The 19,325-nt window shown below is 69.4% G+C and carries 21 protein-coding genes; 8 read left to right on the top strand and 13 right to left on the bottom strand.

Annotation, left to right across the window (positions count from 1 at the left end; translation table 11 throughout):
* The first annotated feature begins 191 nt into the window (after positions 1-191).
* On the top strand, positions 192-1,253 hold the full coding sequence (locus tag DBV35_RS13615) for a ligase-associated DNA damage response exonuclease (RefSeq protein WP_108660874.1): 1,062 nt from the start codon (positions 192-194) through the stop codon (positions 1,251-1,253).
* A gap of 39 nt (positions 1,254-1,292) precedes the next feature.
* Here the strand turns inward: DBV35_RS13615 and DBV35_RS13610 are convergent, their stop codons facing one another.
* Entirely contained in the window at positions 1,293-1,931 is a 639-nt protein-coding gene (locus DBV35_RS13610) for a LexA family transcriptional regulator (protein ID WP_108660873.1), read from the bottom strand.
* Positions 1,932-2,156: 225 nt separating this feature from the next.
* On the opposite strand from DBV35_RS13610, the gene DBV35_RS13605 reads away from it, so the two are divergent.
* Positions 2,157-2,510, top strand: a complete 354-nt coding sequence (locus DBV35_RS13605; protein WP_108660872.1) for a DUF952 domain-containing protein — start codon at positions 2,157-2,159, stop codon at positions 2,508-2,510.
* Between the two features lie 21 nt (positions 2,511-2,531).
* Here DBV35_RS13605 and DBV35_RS13600 read toward each other — a convergent pair whose 3' ends face one another.
* The 4 genes from DBV35_RS13600 to DBV35_RS13585 all read right to left on the bottom strand — a co-directional run bounded on the left by DBV35_RS13600 (position 2,532) and on the right by DBV35_RS13585 (position 7,543).
* Positions 2,532-3,566 (bottom strand): aspartate-semialdehyde dehydrogenase, encoded by a 1,035-nt coding sequence (locus DBV35_RS13600; protein WP_108660871.1) that lies wholly within the window; start codon positions 3,564-3,566, stop codon positions 2,532-2,534.
* 109 nt (positions 3,567-3,675) lie between these two features.
* Positions 3,676-4,653, bottom strand: coding sequence for a calcium/sodium antiporter (locus DBV35_RS13595; RefSeq protein WP_108660870.1), 978 nt, complete (start codon positions 4,651-4,653; stop codon positions 3,676-3,678).
* Positions 4,654-4,699: 46 nt separating this feature from the next.
* Positions 4,700-6,490, bottom strand: a complete 1,791-nt coding sequence (locus DBV35_RS13590; RefSeq protein WP_108660869.1) for a TRAP transporter permease — start codon at positions 6,488-6,490, stop codon at positions 4,700-4,702.
* A 105-nt stretch (positions 6,491-6,595) separates the two neighbouring features.
* Positions 6,596-7,543: a TAXI family TRAP transporter solute-binding subunit gene (locus DBV35_RS13585; protein ID WP_108660868.1), complete on the bottom strand. Its 948-nt coding sequence runs from the start codon at positions 7,541-7,543 to the stop codon at positions 6,596-6,598.
* A gap of 154 nt (positions 7,544-7,697) precedes the next feature.
* On the opposite strand from DBV35_RS13585, the gene DBV35_RS13580 reads away from it, so the two are divergent.
* Positions 7,698-8,810: a zinc-binding metallopeptidase family protein gene (locus tag DBV35_RS13580; protein WP_108660867.1), complete on the top strand. Its 1,113-nt coding sequence runs from the start codon at positions 7,698-7,700 to the stop codon at positions 8,808-8,810.
* A gap of 150 nt (positions 8,811-8,960) precedes the next feature.
* A complete protein-coding gene (locus DBV35_RS13575; protein ID WP_108660866.1) occupies positions 8,961-9,434 on the top strand; it encodes a hypothetical protein in 474 nt (157 codons plus the stop codon).
* Positions 9,435-9,474: 40 nt separating this feature from the next.
* Here DBV35_RS13575 and DBV35_RS13570 read toward each other — a convergent pair whose 3' ends face one another.
* Complete coding sequence (locus DBV35_RS13570) at positions 9,475-11,079, bottom strand: lysine--tRNA ligase (RefSeq protein ID WP_205648746.1); 1,605 nt, start codon at positions 11,077-11,079, stop codon at positions 9,475-9,477.
* Between the two features lie 243 nt (positions 11,080-11,322).
* Here DBV35_RS13570 and DBV35_RS13565 point away from each other — a divergent pair, with 243 nt between their 5' ends.
* Positions 11,323-11,736, top strand: coding sequence for a tellurite resistance TerB family protein (locus DBV35_RS13565; protein WP_108660865.1), 414 nt, complete (start codon positions 11,323-11,325; stop codon positions 11,734-11,736).
* Between the two features lie 22 nt (positions 11,737-11,758).
* Here the strand turns inward: DBV35_RS13565 and apaG are convergent, their stop codons facing one another.
* Positions 11,759-12,151 carry a Co2+/Mg2+ efflux protein ApaG gene (gene apaG, locus DBV35_RS13560; protein WP_108660864.1) on the bottom strand — a complete coding sequence of 131 codons (393 nt, stop codon included), beginning with the start codon at positions 12,149-12,151 and terminating at the stop codon, positions 11,759-11,761.
* A gap of 154 nt (positions 12,152-12,305) precedes the next feature.
* Here apaG and DBV35_RS13555 point away from each other — a divergent pair, with 154 nt between their 5' ends.
* On the top strand, positions 12,306-12,926 hold the full coding sequence (locus tag DBV35_RS13555) for a CDP-alcohol phosphatidyltransferase family protein (protein ID WP_108660863.1): 621 nt from the start codon (positions 12,306-12,308) through the stop codon (positions 12,924-12,926).
* On the opposite strand, the gene tadA is transcribed toward DBV35_RS13555, so the two are convergent.
* Positions 12,923-13,360 carry a tRNA adenosine(34) deaminase TadA gene (gene tadA, locus DBV35_RS13550; protein ID WP_108660862.1) on the bottom strand — a complete coding sequence of 146 codons (438 nt, stop codon included), beginning with the start codon at positions 13,358-13,360 and terminating at the stop codon, positions 12,923-12,925. The genes DBV35_RS13555 and tadA overlap by 4 nt on opposite strands.
* 18 nt (positions 13,361-13,378) lie before the next feature.
* Here tadA and DBV35_RS30885 point away from each other — a divergent pair, with 18 nt between their 5' ends.
* Together DBV35_RS30885 and rsmD are read left to right on the top strand one after the other, a co-directional pair.
* Positions 13,379-15,799: a pseudouridine synthase gene (locus DBV35_RS30885; protein ID WP_108660861.1), complete on the top strand. Its 2,421-nt coding sequence runs from the start codon at positions 13,379-13,381 to the stop codon at positions 15,797-15,799.
* Positions 15,800-15,927: 128 nt separating this feature from the next.
* On the top strand, positions 15,928-16,482 hold the full coding sequence (gene rsmD, locus DBV35_RS13540) for a 16S rRNA (guanine(966)-N(2))-methyltransferase RsmD (protein ID WP_108660860.1): 555 nt from the start codon (positions 15,928-15,930) through the stop codon (positions 16,480-16,482).
* On the opposite strand, the gene DBV35_RS13535 is transcribed toward rsmD, so the two are convergent.
* The 5 genes from DBV35_RS13535 to DBV35_RS30215 all read right to left on the bottom strand — a co-directional run bounded on the left by DBV35_RS13535 (position 16,483) and on the right by DBV35_RS30215 (position 19,183).
* The gene (locus tag DBV35_RS13535; protein ID WP_108660859.1) at positions 16,483-16,839 is read right to left on the bottom strand and encodes a nitrile hydratase accessory protein; all 357 of its coding nucleotides are present in this window, start codon (positions 16,837-16,839) and stop codon (positions 16,483-16,485) included.
* A complete protein-coding gene (gene nthB, locus DBV35_RS13530; protein ID WP_108660858.1) occupies positions 16,836-17,456 on the bottom strand; it encodes a nitrile hydratase subunit beta in 621 nt (206 codons plus the stop codon). The genes DBV35_RS13535 and nthB overlap by 4 nt, the downstream gene beginning before the upstream one ends.
* Positions 17,453-18,088, bottom strand: a complete 636-nt coding sequence (nthA, locus tag DBV35_RS13525) for a nitrile hydratase subunit alpha (protein ID WP_108660857.1) — start codon at positions 18,086-18,088, stop codon at positions 17,453-17,455. The genes nthB and nthA overlap by 4 nt, the downstream gene beginning before the upstream one ends.
* Before the next feature lie 21 nt (positions 18,089-18,109).
* On the bottom strand, positions 18,110-18,874 hold the full coding sequence (locus DBV35_RS13520) for a gamma-glutamyl-gamma-aminobutyrate hydrolase family protein (protein ID WP_205648673.1): 765 nt from the start codon (positions 18,872-18,874) through the stop codon (positions 18,110-18,112).
* A gap of 102 nt (positions 18,875-18,976) precedes the next feature.
* Positions 18,977-19,183 (bottom strand): hypothetical protein, encoded by a 207-nt coding sequence (locus tag DBV35_RS30215; protein WP_157961729.1) that lies wholly within the window; start codon positions 19,181-19,183, stop codon positions 18,977-18,979.
* Positions 19,184-19,325 lie beyond the last annotated feature (142 nt).

Genomic DNA, 19,325 nt, shown 5'->3' with positions numbered 1-19,325 from the left:
CGCCGGCCGAAGCCGGAGCCACCGAACCTCACGGGACCGGACAGGGTGGCGAGAGCGGACCACGCGCGTCGTGAGTGGGCGCATCCTAACCAGCGAGTTCGACAATTCAATGAAGAACTGGCCGCCGGCGCCGGAGCGGGCGGACGCGTCGCGGGCTGACCTTGCGCGCGGCGGCCCCTACATTAGGGCAAATGGCGCTCGAACCGATCCTCACGCTGACGCCGGAGGGCCTCTATTGCCCGCCCGGCGATTTCCACATCGACCCGACGCGCCCCGTGCCGCGCGCGGTGATCACGCACGGCCACGCCGACCATGCGCGGCCGGGTCACGGCCAGGTGCTCGCGACGGCCGAGACGCTCGCCATCATGGCCGTGCGCTATGGCGAGAATTTCACCGGGGCGCGCCAGCCGGCCGCCTATGGCGAGACGCTCGATGTCGGCGGGGTGCGGCTCAGCTTCCACCCGGCGGGCCACGTGCGCGGCTCGGCGCAGGTGCTGATGGAGCGGGGCGGGCGGCGCGCGGTGGTGTCCGGTGACTACAAGCGGCAGGGCGATCCGACCTGCGCCCCGTTCGAGCTCGTGCGCTGCGACCTCTTCGTGACGGAGGCGACCTTCGGCCTCCCCGTCTTCCGTCACCCGGACGCGCATGGGGAGATCGAGAAGCTCGTGGAATCGACGCGTCTCTTTCCGGAGCGGCCGCACCTCGTCGGCGCCTACGCGCTCGGAAAGGCGCAGCGCGTCATGGCGCTGATCCGCGAGGTGGGGTTCGACCGGCCGATTTATCTCCATGGCGCGCTCCAGCGCCTGACCGACCATTATGTCGAGGCGGGGATCGATCTCGGTCCGCTGCTGCCGGTGAAGGGCGTCGACCGCAAGGCGCTCGCGGGCGAGATCATCATGGCGCCGCCCTCGGCCCTGTCGGACCGGTGGGCGCAGAGCTTCGGCGACCAGGTGACGGGGTTCGCGTCCGGCTGGATGCGGGTGCGCGCGCGGGCGCGCCAGCGCGGCGTGGAGCTGCCCCTCGTCATCTCCGACCATGGCGACTGGGAGGATCTGTGCACCACGATCGTGGAGACCGAAGCCGAGGCGGTCTGGGTCACGCACGGGCAGGAGGACGCGCTCTGCCATTGGGCGAACCAGCGCGGGATCGACGCGCGCCCGCTCCACCTTCTCGGCTATGGCGACGGGGATGACGGCGAGGCCGACCTCAGCGCCGCCGCGACGGCTGACGCGAGCGAAGAGGGCGAGGCTTAGCGCCTCGCGCCTGCGGGCCGTGCGGGCGCGGACGCCGGCTTATTGGGTCGCGTAGACGATCTTCGCCATCCACTCCACGCTCTCGGTGGAGAAGGAGACGTCCGGATGGTCCGGATTGACGGCGTGGAAGCTCAGATTCTCGCCCGAATCGTCCTTCAGCACCTTCACCACGACGTCACTGTTCTTCAACTTCACGACAACGCGGTCGCCGGGGCGGGCGACGGCGTTGGTGGAGATGAAGAGGACGTCGCCATTGCGGTAGAGGGGCTGCATCGAGTCGCCGACGACGGAGAGCGCGTAGAGCGGCTCATGCCGGCGGTCGGGGAAGCTGATGATCCGGGGCGGGTGCGGCAGGGGCCCGGTGGGCCCGCCATCGATCGGGCGCGGCTCGAACCCGGCATGGGCCTGGCCGACGAGCGGCACCGAGATGCCGGCGGCCGCCGCACCGGCGCGCGATTCGCCGCCGAACAGCGCGCCGATCGAGGTTTCGGTCGCCTTCAGGATCTTGGAGATCGACTCCGTCGACGGCCAGCGCGGGCGGCCGTCGGGCGCAAAGCGCTTCGACTTGTTGAACGTCGTCGGATCCAATCCGGCCCGGCGCGCGAGCCCGGACGGCGAAAGGCCGTTCCCTTCAGCAAGAGTGTCGATCGCAGCCCAGACTTCTTCGTGGGACAGCATTCGCTCCCTCCAAATCCCCGTGCTCCAATTATGCAATCGGGACGCCACACGCTCGCGACACGCGGCGGATCATGCGACTCTTGGATGCCGACACCAATCGGAACGGCGGCAGGCCGCATCGACCTGCCGGTGCGGCTGCTTTAACACAGGTTGTGATGTGATGGAATGCCTATCCTCTGGGCATGCCTTTCCGACAAACCACCTAAGCGACGCCGGACCTGACGTATGACCGACCACGAGCACACGTATAAAATCTTAACCGCCGAAGAGCTTGCCCGGATGGTGGTCGACCGTTCGTTCGCCGGATCGGCCGATGATCTGCGCGACGGATTCGTACATCTGTCGACATCTGCGCAGATTCCCGGAACAATTCTGCGACACTTCCGGGAGAATACTAGCATTTTTGCCGTCCAGTGCTCGGTCGAGACGATGGCGGCGGATTTGAAATGGGAAGCGTCGCGCGGCGGGCAGCTATTCCCGCATCTCTACAGGCCGTTGTCGCTCTCGGATGTCACGCTGATCGTGCCGATTCCGGACGAGCGGGAGGGCTGGGCGTTACCAACCCTCCCGTCATCCTGACGTGCGACAGTTTGACGCGTCTCAGGCGGCCTTGGCGGGCGCCTTGATGAGCTTCCGGTTGACCAGAAGCTCCGCGATCTGCACCGCGTTGAGCGCGGCGCCCTTGCGCAGATTGTCGGAGACGACCCACATGGCGAGGCCGTTCTCGACGGTCGGATCCTCGCGAATCCGGCTGATATAGGTCGCATCCTCGCCGGCCGCCTCGTACGGCGTGATGTAGCCGCCCGGCTCGTGCTTATCGATCACGAGGCAGCCCGGCGCCTCGCGCAGGATGTCCCGCGCCTCTTCGGCCGACAGCGGCTCCTCGAGCTCGAGGTGGACTGCTTCTGAATGCGAGATGAACACCGGCACGCGCACGCAGGTCGCGACGAGCTTGATCTTCGGGTCGAGGATCTTCTTCGTCTCGACGACCATCTTCCACTCCTCCTTCGTCGACCCGTCTTCCATGAAGACGTCGATCTGGGGGATGAGGTTGAAGGCCATGCGCTTCGGGAACTTCTTCGACTCCACCGAGTCGGAGACGAACACCGCGCGGGTCTGTGCGAAGAGGTCGTCCATCGCGTCCTTGCCGGCGCCGGAGACCGACTGGTAGGTCGCGACGACGGCGCGCTTGATCTTCGCGCGCTCGTGGATCGGCTTCAGCGCCACGACGAGCTGCGCGGTCGAGCAGTTCGGGTTCGCGATGATGTTCTTCTTGGTGAAGCCGACCACCGCGTCCGCGTTTACTTCCGGCACGATGAGCGGCACGTCCGGGTCCATGCGGAAGGCCGACGAATTGTCGATCACCACCGCGCCGGCCTTGCCGATCTTCGGTGCCCATTCGCGCGAGACATCGCCGCCGGCCGACATCAGGCAGATGTCGACGGTCGAGAAGTCGGCAGTCTCGAGGGCCTCGCATTTCAGAGTGGTGTCGCCGAAGGACACTTCGGTGCCCTGGCTGCGGCGCGAGGCCAGCGCCGTCACCTTGTCCGCGGGAAAGCCGCGCTCCGCCAAAATGTCGAGAATCTCGCGGCCGACGTTGCCCGTCGCGCCGACGACTGCCACGTGGAAGCCCATCCGAATGCCCTTCATACGCTTGTGAGTGTGGCGGTCACATAGGCGCGGACAGGGGGTCTTGTCCAATGTCGGGGCAAAAGAATCTTGCGCGCGGGCCGAATGGACGCGCTCAGACGCCGATGAAGGCTCGCGCGGCGGGTGAGAATTGCAGCACGAGATAGCCGCCATAGCAGGCGACGAGGATCGCGCCCTCGCGCCGGCTGATGCCGCGCCCGGTCATCGCGAAGACCACGAGGAGGACGGCCGAGACCAGCATCACCCACACGTCGAACTCGACGATCTCGGGCGGGATCGGGATCGGCGAGACGACCGCCGTCGCGCCGGCGATGCCGAGAATGTTGAAGATGTTCGAGCCGATCACGTTGCCGAACGCGACATCGCCCTGCTTGCGGTAGGCGGCGACGATGGAGGTCGCGAGCTCGGGCAGCGAGGTGCCGATCGCGACGATGGTGAGGCCGATGACCGCCTGCGAGATGCCCGCGATCTCGGCGAGCTGCACGGCGGAATCGACGAGGAAGTCCGCGCCGAAGACCACGCCGAGGATGCCCGCGATGCTGAGCGCGGAGGAGGCGAAGACGCCGCGCGGCCAGCCCTGCGGCTCCTCCGCGACGACCACTTCTTCCTTGGCCGCGCCGTTCTTGCGCCGCCCCTCCAGGATGAAGGACGCCGTCGTGTAGATGCCGAGGAGGACGATGAGGATGATGCCGAACCACCGCTCCAACGTCCCCGACATCACGACGCCGACCATCAGCATGCTGACCGCGAGGAGGACCGTCCCGTCCCGCCGCAGCACGGCGCTCGACGCGGCGATCGGCAGAAGGATCGCGGAGACGCCGAGGATGAGGAGGATGTTCGCGATGTTGGAGCCGACGATGTTGCCGATCGCGATGCCCGGCGCGCCGATGAGCGCGGCCTGCACGCTCGCCACCAGCTCCGGCATCGAGGTGCCGAAGCCGACGAGGGTGAGGCCGATGACGAGGGGCGAGACGCCGAGGCGGGTGGCGAGGGCGACGGAGCCCCTGACGAGCGCCTCGCCGCCGACGAGCAGCAGCACGAGTCCGAGCACGAGTTCGACGATGGGCGGCATAGGACTCACTTGGAAGGGGTAGCGGCGGGCATGCGACCCGTGCGGATCACACAGAGATCAAGATGATGCCGAGCCCCACGACAACAAGTGCGACACGCGCGACGGGGTGTCCCTTCGCGATGATCCCCCAGGAGACGGCCGCGAGCCCCGCCCCGACCTTCACGAGGGCGAGGATCGAGAAGACGGGCGTCGCGTCGAGCGTGATGAGCGCCGGGTTCGCGACCATCGCGAGCGGGACGATATAGAGGCCGACGCCGAGCGCCATCGCCGCGCCCGCGACGCGCAGCCACGGCGCCTCAACCATCCCGGCCGCGATGAAGACCGCGCCGCACACGGGCGGGGTGATGGTGGAGAGGAGCGCGTACCAGAACACGAAGAGGTGCGCCTGGAGCGGGTCGAGGCCGAGCTCGATGAGGGCCGGCCCCGCGACGGAGACGCAGATCACGTAGGCCGCTGTCGTCGGCACCTCCATGCCGAGGATGAGGCAGGCGATCGCGGTGAGGATCAGGGCGGGCCACAGGAGACCGGACGAGCCCGACAGGATCAGCGACGTGACCTTCACGCCGAGCCCGGTCATCCCGAGCACGCCGACCACGATGGAGGCGCACAGGATGACGGAGGCGATCATCGCGACCTGCTCGCCCGCCGTCAGCGCCGCGTTGGCGAAGCGGCGGAAGGTGCGGCGGAGGTCAACGCTGAGCCGCCCGTCGGTGAGGAGGAGGATCGCGCCCGCGGCGGTCGCGAAGGTCGCGGCATATTGGGGCGTGAGGCCGCGCGCGAACATGCCGAAGAGGAGGACGGTGAAGGGCACCAGGAAGAAGGCGGAGGTGATGAGCACGTCGCGCACCGACGGCCGCTCCTCGGCCGGCAGGCCGGCGAGGCGGTAGCGCGTCGCGAACGCGTCGATCCCGACCCAGACGGTGAAGAAATAGAGGATCGCGGGCGGCAGGGCTGCGACCATGATGGTCGAGTAGGGGACGCCGGTCAGCTCCACCATCACGAACGCGCCCGCGCCCATGAGGGGCGGCATGATCTGGCCGCCGGAGGAGGCGACGGCCTCGACCGCGCCGGCGAGCGGGCGCGGATAGCCGAGGCGGCGCATCGCGGGTAGCGTCACCGCGCCGGTGGAGGCGACGTTGGCCGAAGCCGAGCCCGAGATGGAGCCGAAGAGGGCCGAGGAGAGGACGGAGACCTTCGCCGCGCCGCCGCGCAGCCGCCCGGCCGCCGACGCGGCGAGGTTCATGAAGCCTTGCCCGGCCTCGCCCGCGTTCAGCACCGCGCCGAAGATCACGAACACCGCGACGACGCCGACGGAGATGCCCGTCAGCTCGCCCCAGAGCCCGCCCTCGGCGATCACGAGCGTGCCGAGGAGGCTCATCGTCGGCAGGCCCGCATGGCCGAAATTGCCGGGGATGTACTGGCCGAAGAAGGCGTAGAGGAGCGCGATCAGCGCCACGAGCGGCAGCGGCCAGCCGATCGCCCGCCGCGCCATCTCGAGGACGACGCCGAGGAGGACGAAAGCGACCACGTATTGCTCCGTGCCGTAGAGCATCCCGTACTGGTCGCCGAGCGCCCGGCTGTTCAGCGCGATGTAGAGGCAGGCGGTGATGCCGGCCGCCGCGAGGACGAGCCCCGACAGCGAGAAGCGGCGCCCATAGAGGGCGATCCAGGGGAGCGCCAGCGCCATGTGGATCGGCCGCGCGATCAGCGCCGGGGTGAGGCCGGAGATCACGAGCCAGAGGTGGAAGCCGATCGTGAGAAGGCCGAGCGCGATCCAAACGCCACGCGCCGCGCCCGCCCTCTCGAGGGGCGCCACCACACCGTCGATCGTCGTCATCGCGCCGCCGTCGCGGGCGGCGTGGCCCTGTCGCGAGCGGAGGCGGACGGCGGGGTCGGGGCGGTGAGGCCCCGTGACGTGTGGTGGCTCAAGTGGGGTCTCCGATCAGCGCGCCGTGTCCGGGACCGCGATGCCGGCCTCGTCATAATATTTCAGCGCGCCGGGGTGAATCTGGCCGGTGATGTTGTCGAGGAGGGCGGCGTCGACGCCGTTCCACCAGCGCGCCGCCTCGCCGAGCGCGGCCTTCTGCTCCCAGAAGGTCTTGGTCAGCGCATAGGCGGTGTCGTCGTCCATCGCGGTGGAGGTGTAGGCGACGACCGGAAGCGAGGTGGTGACGATGTCGCTGTCCTGCCCGGCATAGGTGCCGGCGGGGATGACGAGGCGGGCGCGGCCCGTCTCGGCGACCTGCTCGTCGGTGAGGGAGATGACGGTGACGCCGGTGCCGGCCGCCGCCTCGATCACGTTCGGGGCCGGGAAGGAGCCGGCGGTCACGAACGCGTCGATCTGGCCGTTCTTCAGCGCGCCGACCGCATTGGACAGCTCCGCGTCGGCGACGGTGACCTTCCCGTCGAGACCGAAGAGGGTCATGTACTTCGCGCCTTCGTCGGCGCCGAAGGAGCCCTTGCCGAGGAGGATGGTCTTGCCTTCGAGATCGGCGAGCGACTCGATCCCCTCATCCGCGCGGGCGACGAAGTGCATCGTCAGCGACGGGATCGGGAAGAGGGCGCGGATCTCGGCGAATTTCGGGCTGGGCCGCGCCTCGAACGGGCCCTTGCCGGCGCGCGCGGCGCCGACGAGGGCGGGCGGCGCGGTGAACACATAGTCGCCGCCGCGGACGGCCGCTTCCATCACGTTCTGGACCGAGCCCTGGCTCTCCTCGATCGTGACGGAGATGTCGCCGGCGGCCTTCATGGCTTCGGCGATCTGCACGCCCATCTGATAGTAGGACGAGCCGGACTTGGCGGATTTGTAGGTGACGCGGGTCTGCGCGTCGGCGGTGTTGGCGGTCAGGGCGAAGGCCGCGAGCGCGGCGGCGAAGATCGACAGACGCATGGGTTGCCTCCCTCAGGGATCTTGTCTGGGGCGGCGAACCGACCCGGTTGCTTGGGATTTCGCAGGCTCGCGCCAACAAAGCAAGCTGCGGTGAACGAAGCGGCCCTATCCCGCGTTCCTGTGCGTCATGCCTCCTATTGGGCGAATGTGATCCATGCAAAGATTCAGCTGTCAAACTTGCGGCAACGAAGTCTATTTCGAGAACACGCGCTGCGTGCACTGCAACGCCCATCTCGGCTTCGAGCCGACCCGCGCCGAAATGTTGTCCGCCCCCGACGGCCTGGATTTCCACGCGCCGGACGATGAGGGCGATGTCTACCGTCTCTGCGCCAACATCAACGATTCGGCGTGCAACTGGTTGCTGCCGGCGAACGATCCCGAGACGCTCTGCCTCGCCTGCCGGCACAACAAGGTGATCCCGAACCTCGCCGACCAGCACGCGGCCAATCTGTGGCGCGCGATCGAGCAGGCGAAGCGCGTCCTGTTCTATTCGCTCGTCCGCTGGCGCCTGCCGATGCCGACGAAGGCCGAGGACGAGCAGCGCGGCCTCGCCTTCTCCTTCCTCGCCGACGAGGTGATGCCGGACGGGTCGGTGAAGCAGCACCTCACCGGGCACGCGAACGGCCTCATCACCATCAACATCGCCGAAGGCGACGACGCGGAGCGCGAGCGGCGGCGCACGCAGATGAACGAGCCCTACCGCACCCTCGTCGGCCACTTCCGCCACGAGGTCGGCCACTATTATTGGGATCGTCTCGTCGCGGACGCCGGCAAGGAAGAGGAGTTCCGCGCCCTCTTCGGCGACGAGCGCGCCGACTACGGCGCCGCCCTCCAGCAGCACTACAATGCCGGCCCGCCGATCGACTGGGCCAACAACTACATCTCCTCCTATGCGAGCGCGCACCCGTGGGAGGATTTCGCCGAGACGTTCGCCCACTATTGCCACATCGTGGACTCGCTGGAGACGGCCGGAACGTTCGGCCTCAAGGTCGAGCACGCGGGCGAGGCGGGGCGCATCCACTACGATCCCTACACGCAGGGCTCGGTCCCGGATCTCATCGAATCCTGGGTGCCGCTGACCGTCGTGATGAACGCGATCAACCGCTCGATGGGGCAGCCGGATCTCTACCCGTTCGTCCTCTCCAAGCCGGTGGAGACCAAGCTCGAGTTCATCCACCGCCTGATCCGCGATCACGTGCGGCAGACGATGATGCCGCGGAAAGAACGTCGCACGCCGTTCCTCGAGAGGTTTTGGTCTTCCATCTAGCCGCGTCCGTCCCACCTCTAGGCCGGCGCCCGCCGCATGGGGGCGCCGTCGTGGCGCGGGGTCGATCCCCGCGTTTGTCGTGAGTGGGGGTGTTGGCCCCGGGCGGCGGGGCGCGTGTCGGCTCCTGCCGTCGTGTAGGAGCGGACGATTTTGTTTCAGGTTTTCAAAGGCGTCGCCGCGGCGCTCGTCGCCGTCGGCGTGACGGTGTCGGCCCTGCCGCGCAGCGCGGACGCCCACACCCCGCGCGACGCGGTCGCGGTGGTCTCGGCGCTCTATGCGGCGCACGCCGCTCTCCTGTCGGGCGAGGGGATGCCGCTCTACCTGACGCCCCAGCTCGCCGGGCGCTTCTTCGACCCCTCGGTGATGAGCCGCCTCGCGCAGGCTGAGATCGAGTTCGATTTTCTCTACGACGCCCAGGATTTCGACATTGCCAACCTGCGCGTCGTGCCCGATCCGGACGTGCCGGTGACGGACGGCACGTTTCACGTCGTCGTGACCTTCACGAATTTCGGCGAGCCGCAGCGGCTTCTCTACGTGCTGCGCGCGGACAATCCGCTCGGCGAGCTCGCGGTGACCGACATCGTCGGCCCGAACTGGACGCTCGACGGCATCCTGCCGGAGTGAATGTGAAAAAGGCGGCCCGGTTGCGGGCCGCCTTCGCGTGTCAGCCTGCGGCCGGCACGTCCCGCGCCAGCGCGTCGGCGATCATCGCGCGCGTTTCGGCGACACCGTAGAGCGCCACGAACGAGCCGAAGCGCGGCCCCTGCTCCTGGCCGAGGAGCACCTGGTAGAGCGCGCCGAACCATTCCCGCAGCACCGGGAAATGCTCCTTGCCCACCGCGTAGACCTCGTTCTGGATGTCCTCGGCGGAAGCCCCGTCCATCCCGTCGAGCCGGCCCGCGAGCGCCTCCATCGCGGTGCGCTCCACGTCCGTCGGCGCGCGATAGGTCTTCGCCGGCAGCACGAAGTCCCGGTAGTAGGTGAGGGCGTGGGTCACGAGCTTGTCGAGCTCGGGCTCGCTCTCGGGCGTCGCGCCGGGGGCGTAGCGCGAGATGAAGCCCCACAGCACCGCCCGCTCCTGCGCGTTCGAGGCCGACACGAGGTTCAGGAGCATCGCGAACGAGATCGGCACGGTCGCCGCCTTCGCCGCTGCGCCGGAGATGTGCCAGACCGGGTTCTCGATCTGCTTGTCCGGGCTCTCCTCGGCGTACTTCGCCGCGAACGTGTAGTACTCGTCGACCGCCTTCGGGATCACGTCGAAGAAGAGGCGCTTCGCCGTCTTCGGCTTCTGGTACATGAAGAGGGCGAGGCTCTCGGGCGCGGCATAGGCGAGCCACTCCTCCACCGAGAGGCCGTTGCCGCGGCTCTTCGAGATCTTCTCGCCATTCTCGTCGAGGAAGAGCTCGTAGTTGAAGCCCTCGGGCGGGCGGCCGCCGATCGCGCGGCAGATCCGGCTCGACTGCTGCACCGAATCGATGAGGTCCTTGCCCGCCATCTCGTAGTCGACGCCGAGCGCGAACCAGCGCATCGCCCAGTCGGGCTTCCACTGGAGCTTCGCCGCGCCGCCGGTGACGGGCGTCTCGTAAGTTGTCCCGTCCTCGTCCTTCCAGGTGATCGTCCCCGCGTCCGCGTCGTGGGCGAGGATCGGCACCTGGCACACGATCCGCGTCTTCGGGTGGATCGGCAGAAAGGGGGAGTAGGTCGCCCGCCGCTCCGGCCCGAGCGTCGGCAGCATGATCGCCATGACGTCGTCGTAGGCGCGCAGCGTCGCGAGCAGCGCCTCGTCGAACCGGCCGGCGCGATAGGTCTCGGTCGAGCTCATGAAATCGTACTCGAAGCCGAACGAATCGAGGAAGCCGCGCAGGCGCGCATTGTTGTGGTGCGCGAAGCTCTCGTGCGAGCCGAACGGGTCCGGCACCTCGGTGAGGGGGCGGCCGAGATACTCGGCGAGCATCGCCTGGTTCGGCAGGTTCCCCGGCACCTTGCGCAGCCCGTCCATGTCGTCGGAGAAGGCGACGAGCCTGGTCGGGATCGTCCCGCCGGTGAGCGCGATGAAGGCGTTGCGCACCATCGTCGTGCGCGCGACCTCGCCGAACGTGCCGATGTGCGGCAGGCCGGACGGGCCGTACCCGGTCTCGAAGATGACGGGGCGCGACGACCCGGCGAGGCGCGCGACGACTTTGCGCGCCTCCTCGAAGGGCCACGCTTTGGCGGACTGGGCGAACTCCTGGAATGCACCCAGTCGCGCACTGCGCTCGTCGTTCGCCATCGCCTCGGTCGTCGCCGTCATGATCGTCTGCTTTCCATCCTGAACAGGGTTCGCATTGTGCGGCCCCGAACTCGCGCCTGACGCGACCGATGGCAAGCCCTCCACCGCGTTTATTTTGGCCGCCGCGTCGCTTTGCGGGGAGCGATGGGCAAAAACCGGCCGCATCGACTTGTTCGAAAGCATTGGCTGGGGCATCGCATGGGTGCTAAAGGCCGAATTTCAGTAAACGACGCGGAAGCTCCAATGGAACAGCCTATCTCGCATCACGAAGCCCTGGTGTTCGCCATGGTCACGATGTCCGCCGTCGACCGGACGATGACGGATGCCGAGCTGCGGCGCATCGGCGAGATCGTCCAGCAGCTCCCGGTGTTCCGCGATTTCGATTCCGACCGCCTCGTCTCGCTCGCCGAAACATGCGGCGAGATCCTGCAGGAGGATGACGGGCTCGACACGATGCTCGACCTCATCGCCACATGCACGCCGGAGGAGCTGCACGAGACCGCGTACGCCCTCGCCGTCGAGGTGGCCGCGGCGGACCTGCGCATCCAGCAGGAGGAGCTTCGCTTCCTCCAGATGCTGCGCGACCGGCTGGATCTCGAGAAGCTCGTCGTCGCGGCGATCGAGCGCGGCGCCCGCGCCCGCCACCGCCGCCTCTGACCGAAACGGCCCGCGCCGGCGGTCAGTTGACCGTCGGCCGGTGGTCCGGAAGGTCGAGCGAGAAGGCGGGGATGTCCACGATGAAGCGCTCGCCGGACTGCCGCTCCATCTCGTAATTGCCGACCATGATTCCCGAGGGAGTCGTCAGCGGGCAGCCCGAGGTGTAACGGAAACTTGAACCGGGCTCGAGCGTCGGCTGCTCGCCGACCACGCCCGCCCCGCGCACCTCCTCCACCTCGCCATGGGCGTTGGTGATCGTCCAGTGACGGTTCCTGAGGCGAACGGTTTCCGTCCCGAGATTGCGGATCTCGACTTCATAGGCCCAGACGTAACGCGATCTCTCGGGTGACGAGTGTTCCGGCAGAAAGCTCGGCTCCACCGTCACCTCGATATGGTTGGTGACCTTTTGATACATCGGGCCGATTCCGCTCCCGTGTGCTTCCGGACATTGACACAGGATAATGGATCACGGGTGAGTTTGTTGCACCCGACGTATGGTTGCGGCGTGTTTTTTCGGCGCTGACGCCGGTCGCGGGGCGCGCGCGAGCCAGGAAAAGCGGGGGCTTTCGATGTTCGACACGCGTCTGAGGCCGCTGATCGATCCGCCGCTCGATCGCATGGCCGCGCGCCTCGTCCCGCTCGGCATCAGCGCGGACGCGATGACCGTCGCCGGCCTCCTCGCCGGGCTTCTCGCGGCGGGGTGGGTCGTCCTCGGCTGGTTCTGGCTGGCGCTCGCGGGTCTCCTCGCGAACCGTCTCGCGGACGGGCTCGACGGCGCGATCGCCCGCCGCACCCGAACGACCGACCTCGGCGCCTATGCCGACATCGTCTTCGACTTCATATTCTACGGCGCGATCCCGCTCGCCTTCGCGCTCCACGACCCGGCGCGCAACGCCCTCGCTGCGTCCGTCCTGCTCGCGAGCTTCTACGCCAACGGGGCGACCTTTCTCGGCTTCGCCGCGCTCGCCGCCAAGCGTGGCCTCTCGACCGACCTCCAGGGCAAGAAGGGCATCTACTATCTCGCCGGGATCGCGGAAGGGGCCGAGACGATCGCGGTCTTCGCCCTGATGATCGTCTGGCCGCACGCCTTCGCGACTCTCGCTATCGCGTTTGCGCTTATCTGCTTTGCATCGGCGGGGGCGCGGATCCTCGCGGTCTGGCAATTGCTCGCGAGGCGGGAGGGGCGTTAGCGCCGCGTGCGGAAGAAATCGAGGAGGAGGGCGGCCGCCTCGCTTTCGGCAAAACCGCCATAGACTTCCGGGCGGTGGTGGATCGTCGGCTGGGTGAAGAGGCGCGGCCCGTGGTCGACGGCGCCGCCTTTCGGGTCATACGCGCCGAAATAGATGCGGCGAATCCTTGCCAACGCGATCGCGCCGGCACACATGGCGCAAGGCTCCAAGGTCACGTATAGATCGCAGTCCAGAAGCCGCTCCGTGCCGAGCTTCGCCGCGGCTTGCCGCAGCGCGAGAATCTCGGCATGCGCGGTCGGATCGGCGTCGGCGATGGTACGGTTGCCGGCAGCGGCGATGACCTCGCCATTCTTCACGACCACAGCCCCGACGGGCACCTCACCGCGCGCGGCGGCCGCACGAGCCTCGACGAGCGCAGTCTCCATGAACGACATCAGGATTGATCCACGAGAATGCCCACTTCCGACGACGAGCCCGCCGACACCAACGCGGACGAGACCAAAACGCAAGGTGAACGCGTCGCCAAGGTGATCGCACGGGCCGGGCTCGCGTCCCGGCGCGAAGCGGAGACGCTCATCGAAGAGGGGCGGGTGAAGGTCAACGGCGTCAAGCTGACGACGCCGGCCGTCGTCGTGACCGCCGACGACACGATCGAGGTCGACAACGAGCCGCTGCCGCAGCGCCTGCGCACGCGCGCCTGGCTCTTCCACAAGCCGCGCGGGCTCGTGACGACGAACCACGACCCGGAAGGGCGCCGCACCGTGTTCGAGGCGCTGCCCGCCAACCTGCCGCGCGTTGTGACCGTGGGCCGTCTCGACATCAACACCGAAGGGCTCCTCATCCTGACCAATGATGGCGGGCTCGCGCGCGTGCTCGAATTGCCGTCCACCGGGTGGACGCGCAAGTATCGCGCCCGCGTCCACGGCGAGATCGATCAGGACCGGCTGAAGACACTGCGCGAGGGAACGGTCGTCGACGGTGTCCTCTACGGCCCGATCGACGTCGCGCTCGACCGTGTGACCGGCGACAATGCGTGGCTGACGGTCGCGCTCGCCGAAGGCAAGAACCGCGAAGTGAAGATCGTTCTCGGCTCGCTCGGCCTGTCGGTGACGCGCCTCATCCGCGTCTCGTTCGGCCCCTTCCAGCTCGCGGACCTGCCGCGGGGGGAGGTGAAGGAGATCCCGACCCGGCAGCTCAAGGAGCAGCTCGGCCCACGTCTCGCGGCCGATGCGAGCGCCGACTTCGATTCGCCCGTCGCCACCACGACGCACCGCAAGTCGACGGGCACGCGTGGCGTCGTGGTCGAGGGACGCTCGCCGCGTCCGCTCGTCTCCGGCCGCGGGCGTGACGAGGGGCGCCGCTCCGAGCCCGCGCCGCGGCCGCGCTATGGCCGCAGCGAGGGCGACGACCGCGGCGAGCCGCGCCGTTCGGTCCCCGACACGCGCCGCCGTGACGGCGATCGCGGCGGGGCGCGTGGCCGTCCGGAAGGGCGCTCGTCGACGGGACCCGGCCGGCGGGACGACCGCTCCTTCGGGGATCGCGGCCGGCGCGAGGATGGCGGCGCAAAGGGGCGCGGCTTCGGCGGTGATCGCCGTGTCGGCGGCCCCGGCCGTTCGTTCGGCGACCGTGACGGGCGCTCGGACCGTCCCCGCATCTTCGATGGCGAGCACGGCGGGAGCCTCGGCGTGAAGCGCGAGGATGCCGGCGCCTATGTCGGCGACAAGGCCCCCTGGGAGACGCGCCAGCGCGACGACCGCCGCCCGCCCCGCGAGGATGGCGAGCGCGGCGGCTGGAAGCGCCGTGACGACGATGGTGGCGGGGAGCGCGGTGGCTACCGCGGCAGCTCCGACCGCCGCCCGGCGCGCGCCGAGGGCGAACGCGGCGACTGGAAGCGTCGCGACGCGGGTGAAGGCGGCGGCGAGCGCGGCGGTTATCGCGGCGGCTCGGACCGCCGTCCGCCCCGCGCCGAGGGCGAACGCGGCGGCTGGAAGCCGCGTGAGTCCGGCGAGGGTGGCGGCGAGCGCGGTGGTTATCGCGGCGGCTCGGATCGTCGTCCGCCGCGCGCCGAAGGTGAACGCAGCAACTGGAAGCCGCGCGAGTCCGGCGAGGGTGGCGGCGAGCGCGGCGGCTATCGTGGCGACTCGGACCGCCGTCCGCCGCGCGCCGAGGGCGAACGCGGCGGCTGGAAGTCGCGCGAGTCGGGCGAGGGCGGTGGCGAGCGTGGCGGTTATCGCGGCGGCTCGGATCGTCGTCCGCCCCGCGCCGAGGGCGAACGCAGCAACTGGAAGCCGCGCGAGTCGGGTGAGGGTGGCGGCGAGCGTGGTGGTTATCGTGGCGGCTCGGATCGTCGTCCGCCCCGCGCCGAAGGTGAACGTGGTGGCTGGAAGCCGCGCGAGGCGGGTGAAGGTGGCGGCGAGCGCGGCGGGTATCGCGGCGGCTCGGATCGCCGCCCGCCGCGTGGCGAGGGCGAAGGTGGCGGCTGGAAGTCGCGCGAGTCGGGTGAGGGCGGTTCGGAGCGCGGCGGATATCGCGGTGGCTCGGATCGTCGCCCGGCGCGCGCCGAAGGCGATCGCGGCGGCTTCAAGCGGCGCGAGGGGAGTGGCGAGGGCGGCCGTGGGGCGTCCCGGCCGTTCGGCGACCGTCCGCGCTCGGACCGGCCGCGGACCGGCGACCGTCCGGGCGGAGGCGATCGCCGCCGCTCCGACGCGCGCCCGCCCCGTGGCGAGCGGTCCGAGGGCGAGCGCGGCGCACGTCCGCCGCGCAGCGCCGGCGGGCCCGACCGTCGCCCGCGCGGTGACGGCCCGTCCCGCCCCTCCGGCGGCCCGAAGGGTGGCCGGCCGGGTGGCGGACGGCCGAAGTCGCCGAAGCGCTGAGACGCCGGTTTCCCGGCTGCCCCGTTCGGCCTATGACGGGGCGAGGGACCGCGCGATCGAGAGGCTGGCCGTGACGAGGGGACGAATTCGAACGGCCACGCCGCGCGCGGCCGGGGGGCGCTGAGGCGATGCGGATCGTCGGCGGCGCCCGCCGGGGTGCGGCGATCGTCGCGCCGCGCGGCGATGCCACGCGGCCGACCACGGATCGGCTGCGCGAGACCATCTTCAACATCATCGCCCACAATTATGGTGACCGCCTCGAAGAGGGGCGCGTGCTCGACCTCTTCGCGGGGAGCGGCGCGCTCGGCCTCGAGGCGCTCTCGCGCGGGGCCGCGTTCGCCCTCTTCGTGGAGACGGCGACGGACGCGCGCGCCGCGATCCGCCGCAATGTCGAGGCGCTCGGCGTCACCGGCCGCACGCGCGTCTGGCGGCGCGACGCGACGAAGCCGGGGCCCTGCCCGGTCGCGTCCTTCACGCTCGTCTTCGCCGACCCGCCCTATGGGCACGGCCTCGGCGAGGCCGCGCTCGGCGCGGTGCGTCGCGAGGGGTGGGTGACACCGGACGCCGTCGCCGTCCTCGAGGAGAGGGCGGACGCGCTGCCGGAGACGATCGAGGGCTGGGAGCGGATCGACGTGCGCACCACCGGTGAGAGCGCGATCGGTTTCTTCCGCGTCGCGGGCTGATCAGCCGGTGCGGGTGTCCCGGCAACGGTCGAGCACGATCGGCTCCCCGTGCGGGGTCGCCTCCGCCGCCTCGCGCCAGGCCGCCTGCTCGGCCGCCAACGCCTCGGGCGGCGCGATCGCGGCGATCGCCCGCTCCAGCGCGGCGACATAGGCGACGAAATAGGCAGTGCCCTCATCCTGCGCCGCGTGATCCTTGCGCAATTCCTCGCCGAGGAGGGCGGCGAAGGCCGATGCGTCGAGCGCGCCGGTCGCGACGAGGTGCGCCTTCAGCGCGAAGGCGGTCGCCTCCCAGGGCGCGGCGAAGGCCGGCTCGTCGGGCCCCTTGGCGAGGGTGGCGAGATCGTCCGCGAGGCTCATATCGGATCCAGATACGGCTCGAAGAGGTCGACGTGGACGTCGGCCGCCGTCGTGTCCGCGCCCCAGAGGTCGCGCGCGGAGAAGGCGACATTGTAGAGCGGCGTCGGGTTCTCGCCCTTCCCGTGGGCGTTCGTGTCCGGGAAGACGTGCGTGCCATGGATGAGGACGATCGTCCCGACGTGGCCGCGCACATAGGCAGGCGCGCGGGTGTGGGTCGAGGGACGCATCGGCTTCACGCGCACGCTGTCGCCGATGGCAAAGCGCGGCGCGGGCCCCGGCCGGTCCACCGGCCCGCCGCGGCCCATGGTGGGGCGCACGTCGGCGGCCGCGAGCACGCGCTTCGGGGCGGTCTCGCCCGAGCTGATGCCGACATCGTCGAGGAGCCGCTCCAGCGCGCGGAACCAGATCTCATAATAGGTCGCGTCGTAGTAGGTGGTGTGCGGAAGCGTCTCGCGCATGAAGCGGGCGCGGTCGAGCGTCCAGTAGCCGCCTGCGCCCATGGCGAGCGTCAGGGCGAAGGCGTGCCGCTCCCAATCGTCGTGGAATTTCGGCTCGTTCGGCTCCGGGTCGACGGGGCCGAAGCCGTGCTTGCCGCCGAGATCGGCCGGGCCGTTCATGCCGCGGGCTCCGTCACGACGGGGAGGCCGGTGCCGATCATCGAATCGCGGGTGACGGTGGCGGCGAGCGCCTCCTCGCTCCAGCCCTCGGTCCCCTCGGGGCGCATCGGCACCACGAGGTAGCGCATCTCCGCCGTGGAATCCCAGACGCGGATCGCGACATCGTCGGGCACCGAGACGCCGAAATCGGCGAGCACGCCGCGCGGGTCGGCGACCGCCTTCGCCCGGTAGGCCGGCGTCTTATACCAGACCGGCGGCAGACCCAGCACCGACCACGGGTAGCAGGAGCACAGGGTGCAGACGACCATGTTGTGCACCTGCGGCGTGTTGGGGAGCGCGACCATGTGCTCGCCCTGGCGGCCGGTGAAGCCGAGCTCGGCGAGGGCGGCGGTCGCGTTGGAGAAGAGGCGCCCGGCATAGGCGGGGTCCGTCCAGGCCCGCGCCACCACCTTCGCCCCGTTCTGCGGGCCGACTTCGTGCTCGTAGAGGGTCACGAGCTCGTCGAGCGCGGCGGGGTCGACGAAGCCCTTCTCGACGAGGATGGACTGGAGCGCGCGCACCCGCACGTCCATGTCGGAGAGGTGGCTGTGGTCGTGATCATGGTCGTGATCGTGATCGTGATCGTGGCTCATCGTCGTGTCCTCGCGAGGAAATCAGGCGTCGACGGTCGCCCGGCGCGACTCGGCATAGGCGCGGCACGCGTCGCCGAAAGCGTCGAAGATGGCGCGGGACGGACCGTCGGTCCGCACGAAATGCTCCGGATGCCACTGGACACCGAGCGCGAAGGCCTTGGCGTCGGAAACGCTCACGGCCTCGATGGTGCCGTCCGGGGCGCGGGCGTCGACCTGGAGGCGGTCGGCGAGGCGGTCGATCCCCTGGCGGTGGGCCGAATTCACGCGCACGGCCCTGCCGCCGAGCACCTTCTCGAGGAGGCTTCCCGGCTCGGGCGTCACGTCGTGCTTCAGGCCGAACCAGATGTCGAGGTCCTCCTGCGGGACGCCGCGATGGTCCTCACGGCCCTCGATCTCATGGACGGCGGTGTGGAGTGTGCCGCCGAGGGCGACATTCAGCTCCTGGATGCCGCGGCAGATGCACAGGAGCGGGATGCCGCGCGCGATCGCCTGGCGGATGAGGGGCAGCGTCACCCGGTCGCGCTGCCGGTCGAACGGGGCGGCGGCCTCGATGTCGGTCCCGCCATACTCGGCCGGATGGACGTTGGAGCGGGCGCCGGAGAGCACGATGCCCGCGCACACGTCGACGAGCGGTGTCGGGTCGATCGGCTCGTGGATCGTCGGCAGCTGCACCGGCAGGCAGCCGACCATCGCGACGGCGTTGAGGTAGGAGGCGGGGCCTCCTGACCATTTCAGCATGTTGTGCTCGATCGTGTCGCACGACACGATCACCATCGGCTGCGGCAAGGGCCCACTCCGTCGAAACGCTCGTCCGCGCACACTAATCCAACTGCACCCCGGACATAAGTGGACTCGCGGTCTGGCGGCGGCGCGGGCGCACCGCCGGCGTCAGCGTCCGCTGGAGCAGGCCGGATCCTTCACGAGGCGCGGCTTGCTCGGGGTCCCGATATTAATCATCGGGCACGTGCGCGCGATCTCGGTGTCGGCGAACGGACCGGCGCCGGTCGTCCCCGGCATCGCACCGGCGGCGCCGCCGGTGAGGGCGCCCGCAATCAATGTGAAGGTTGCAAATATCAAGTTTCCGCGCGTGGTCATGCTGTTTCACTCCGCCGAAATGGGGTCTTGAAATGGGCTTAAGCGAATTCCGATGCAATCTGGATTCACAATCAGTTGCACGACATCGCGCCATGCCTGAAATGCAGGCGCTTCAATTGTTAAATTTCCTTCATGCGGAGAT

It is taken from the genome of Acuticoccus kandeliae (assembly GCF_003073115.1).
This window is presented reverse-complemented; position numbering and strand designations above follow the sequence as displayed.

What these genes read in the sequence shown, in the direction of transcription:
- DBV35_RS13615 (WP_108660874.1), top strand. Translation starts at nt 192, where the DNA reads ATGGCGCTCGAACCGATCCTCACGCTGACGCCGGAGGGCCTCTATTGC.
- DBV35_RS13610 (WP_108660873.1), bottom strand. Translation starts at nt 1,931, where the DNA reads ATGCTGTCCCACGAAGAAGTCTGGGCTGCGATCGACACTCTTGCTGAA.
- DBV35_RS13605 (WP_108660872.1), top strand. Translation starts at nt 2,157, where the DNA reads ATGACCGACCACGAGCACACGTATAAAATCTTAACCGCCGAAGAGCTT.
- DBV35_RS13600 (WP_108660871.1), bottom strand. Translation starts at nt 3,566, where the DNA reads ATGGGCTTCCACGTGGCAGTCGTCGGCGCGACGGGCAACGTCGGCCGC.
- DBV35_RS13595 (WP_108660870.1), bottom strand. Translation starts at nt 4,653, where the DNA reads ATGCCGCCCATCGTCGAACTCGTGCTCGGACTCGTGCTGCTGCTCGTC.
- DBV35_RS13590 (WP_108660869.1), bottom strand. Translation starts at nt 6,490, where the DNA reads ATGACGACGATCGACGGTGTGGTGGCGCCCCTCGAGAGGGCGGGCGCG.
- DBV35_RS13585 (WP_108660868.1), bottom strand. Translation starts at nt 7,543, where the DNA reads ATGCGTCTGTCGATCTTCGCCGCCGCGCTCGCGGCCTTCGCCCTGACC.
- DBV35_RS13580 (WP_108660867.1), top strand. Translation starts at nt 7,698, where the DNA reads ATGCAAAGATTCAGCTGTCAAACTTGCGGCAACGAAGTCTATTTCGAG.
- DBV35_RS13570 (WP_205648746.1), bottom strand. Translation starts at nt 11,079, where the DNA reads ATGGCGAACGACGAGCGCAGTGCGCGACTGGGTGCATTCCAGGAGTTC.
- DBV35_RS13565 (WP_108660865.1), top strand. Translation starts at nt 11,323, where the DNA reads ATGGAACAGCCTATCTCGCATCACGAAGCCCTGGTGTTCGCCATGGTC.
- apaG (WP_108660864.1), bottom strand. Translation starts at nt 12,151, where the DNA reads ATGTATCAAAAGGTCACCAACCATATCGAGGTGACGGTGGAGCCGAGC.
- DBV35_RS13555 (WP_108660863.1), top strand. Translation starts at nt 12,306, where the DNA reads ATGTTCGACACGCGTCTGAGGCCGCTGATCGATCCGCCGCTCGATCGC.
- tadA (WP_108660862.1), bottom strand. Translation starts at nt 13,360, where the DNA reads ATGTCGTTCATGGAGACTGCGCTCGTCGAGGCTCGTGCGGCCGCCGCG.
- DBV35_RS30885 (WP_108660861.1), top strand. Translation starts at nt 13,379, where the DNA reads ATGCCCACTTCCGACGACGAGCCCGCCGACACCAACGCGGACGAGACC.
- rsmD (WP_108660860.1), top strand. Translation starts at nt 15,928, where the DNA reads ATGCGGATCGTCGGCGGCGCCCGCCGGGGTGCGGCGATCGTCGCGCCG.
- DBV35_RS13535 (WP_108660859.1), bottom strand. Translation starts at nt 16,839, where the DNA reads ATGAGCCTCGCGGACGATCTCGCCACCCTCGCCAAGGGGCCCGACGAG.
- nthB (WP_108660858.1), bottom strand. Translation starts at nt 17,456, where the DNA reads ATGAACGGCCCGGCCGATCTCGGCGGCAAGCACGGCTTCGGCCCCGTC.
- nthA (WP_108660857.1), bottom strand. Translation starts at nt 18,088, where the DNA reads ATGAGCCACGATCACGATCACGATCACGACCATGATCACGACCACAGC.
- DBV35_RS30215 (WP_157961729.1), bottom strand. Translation starts at nt 19,183, where the DNA reads ATGACCACGCGCGGAAACTTGATATTTGCAACCTTCACATTGATTGCG.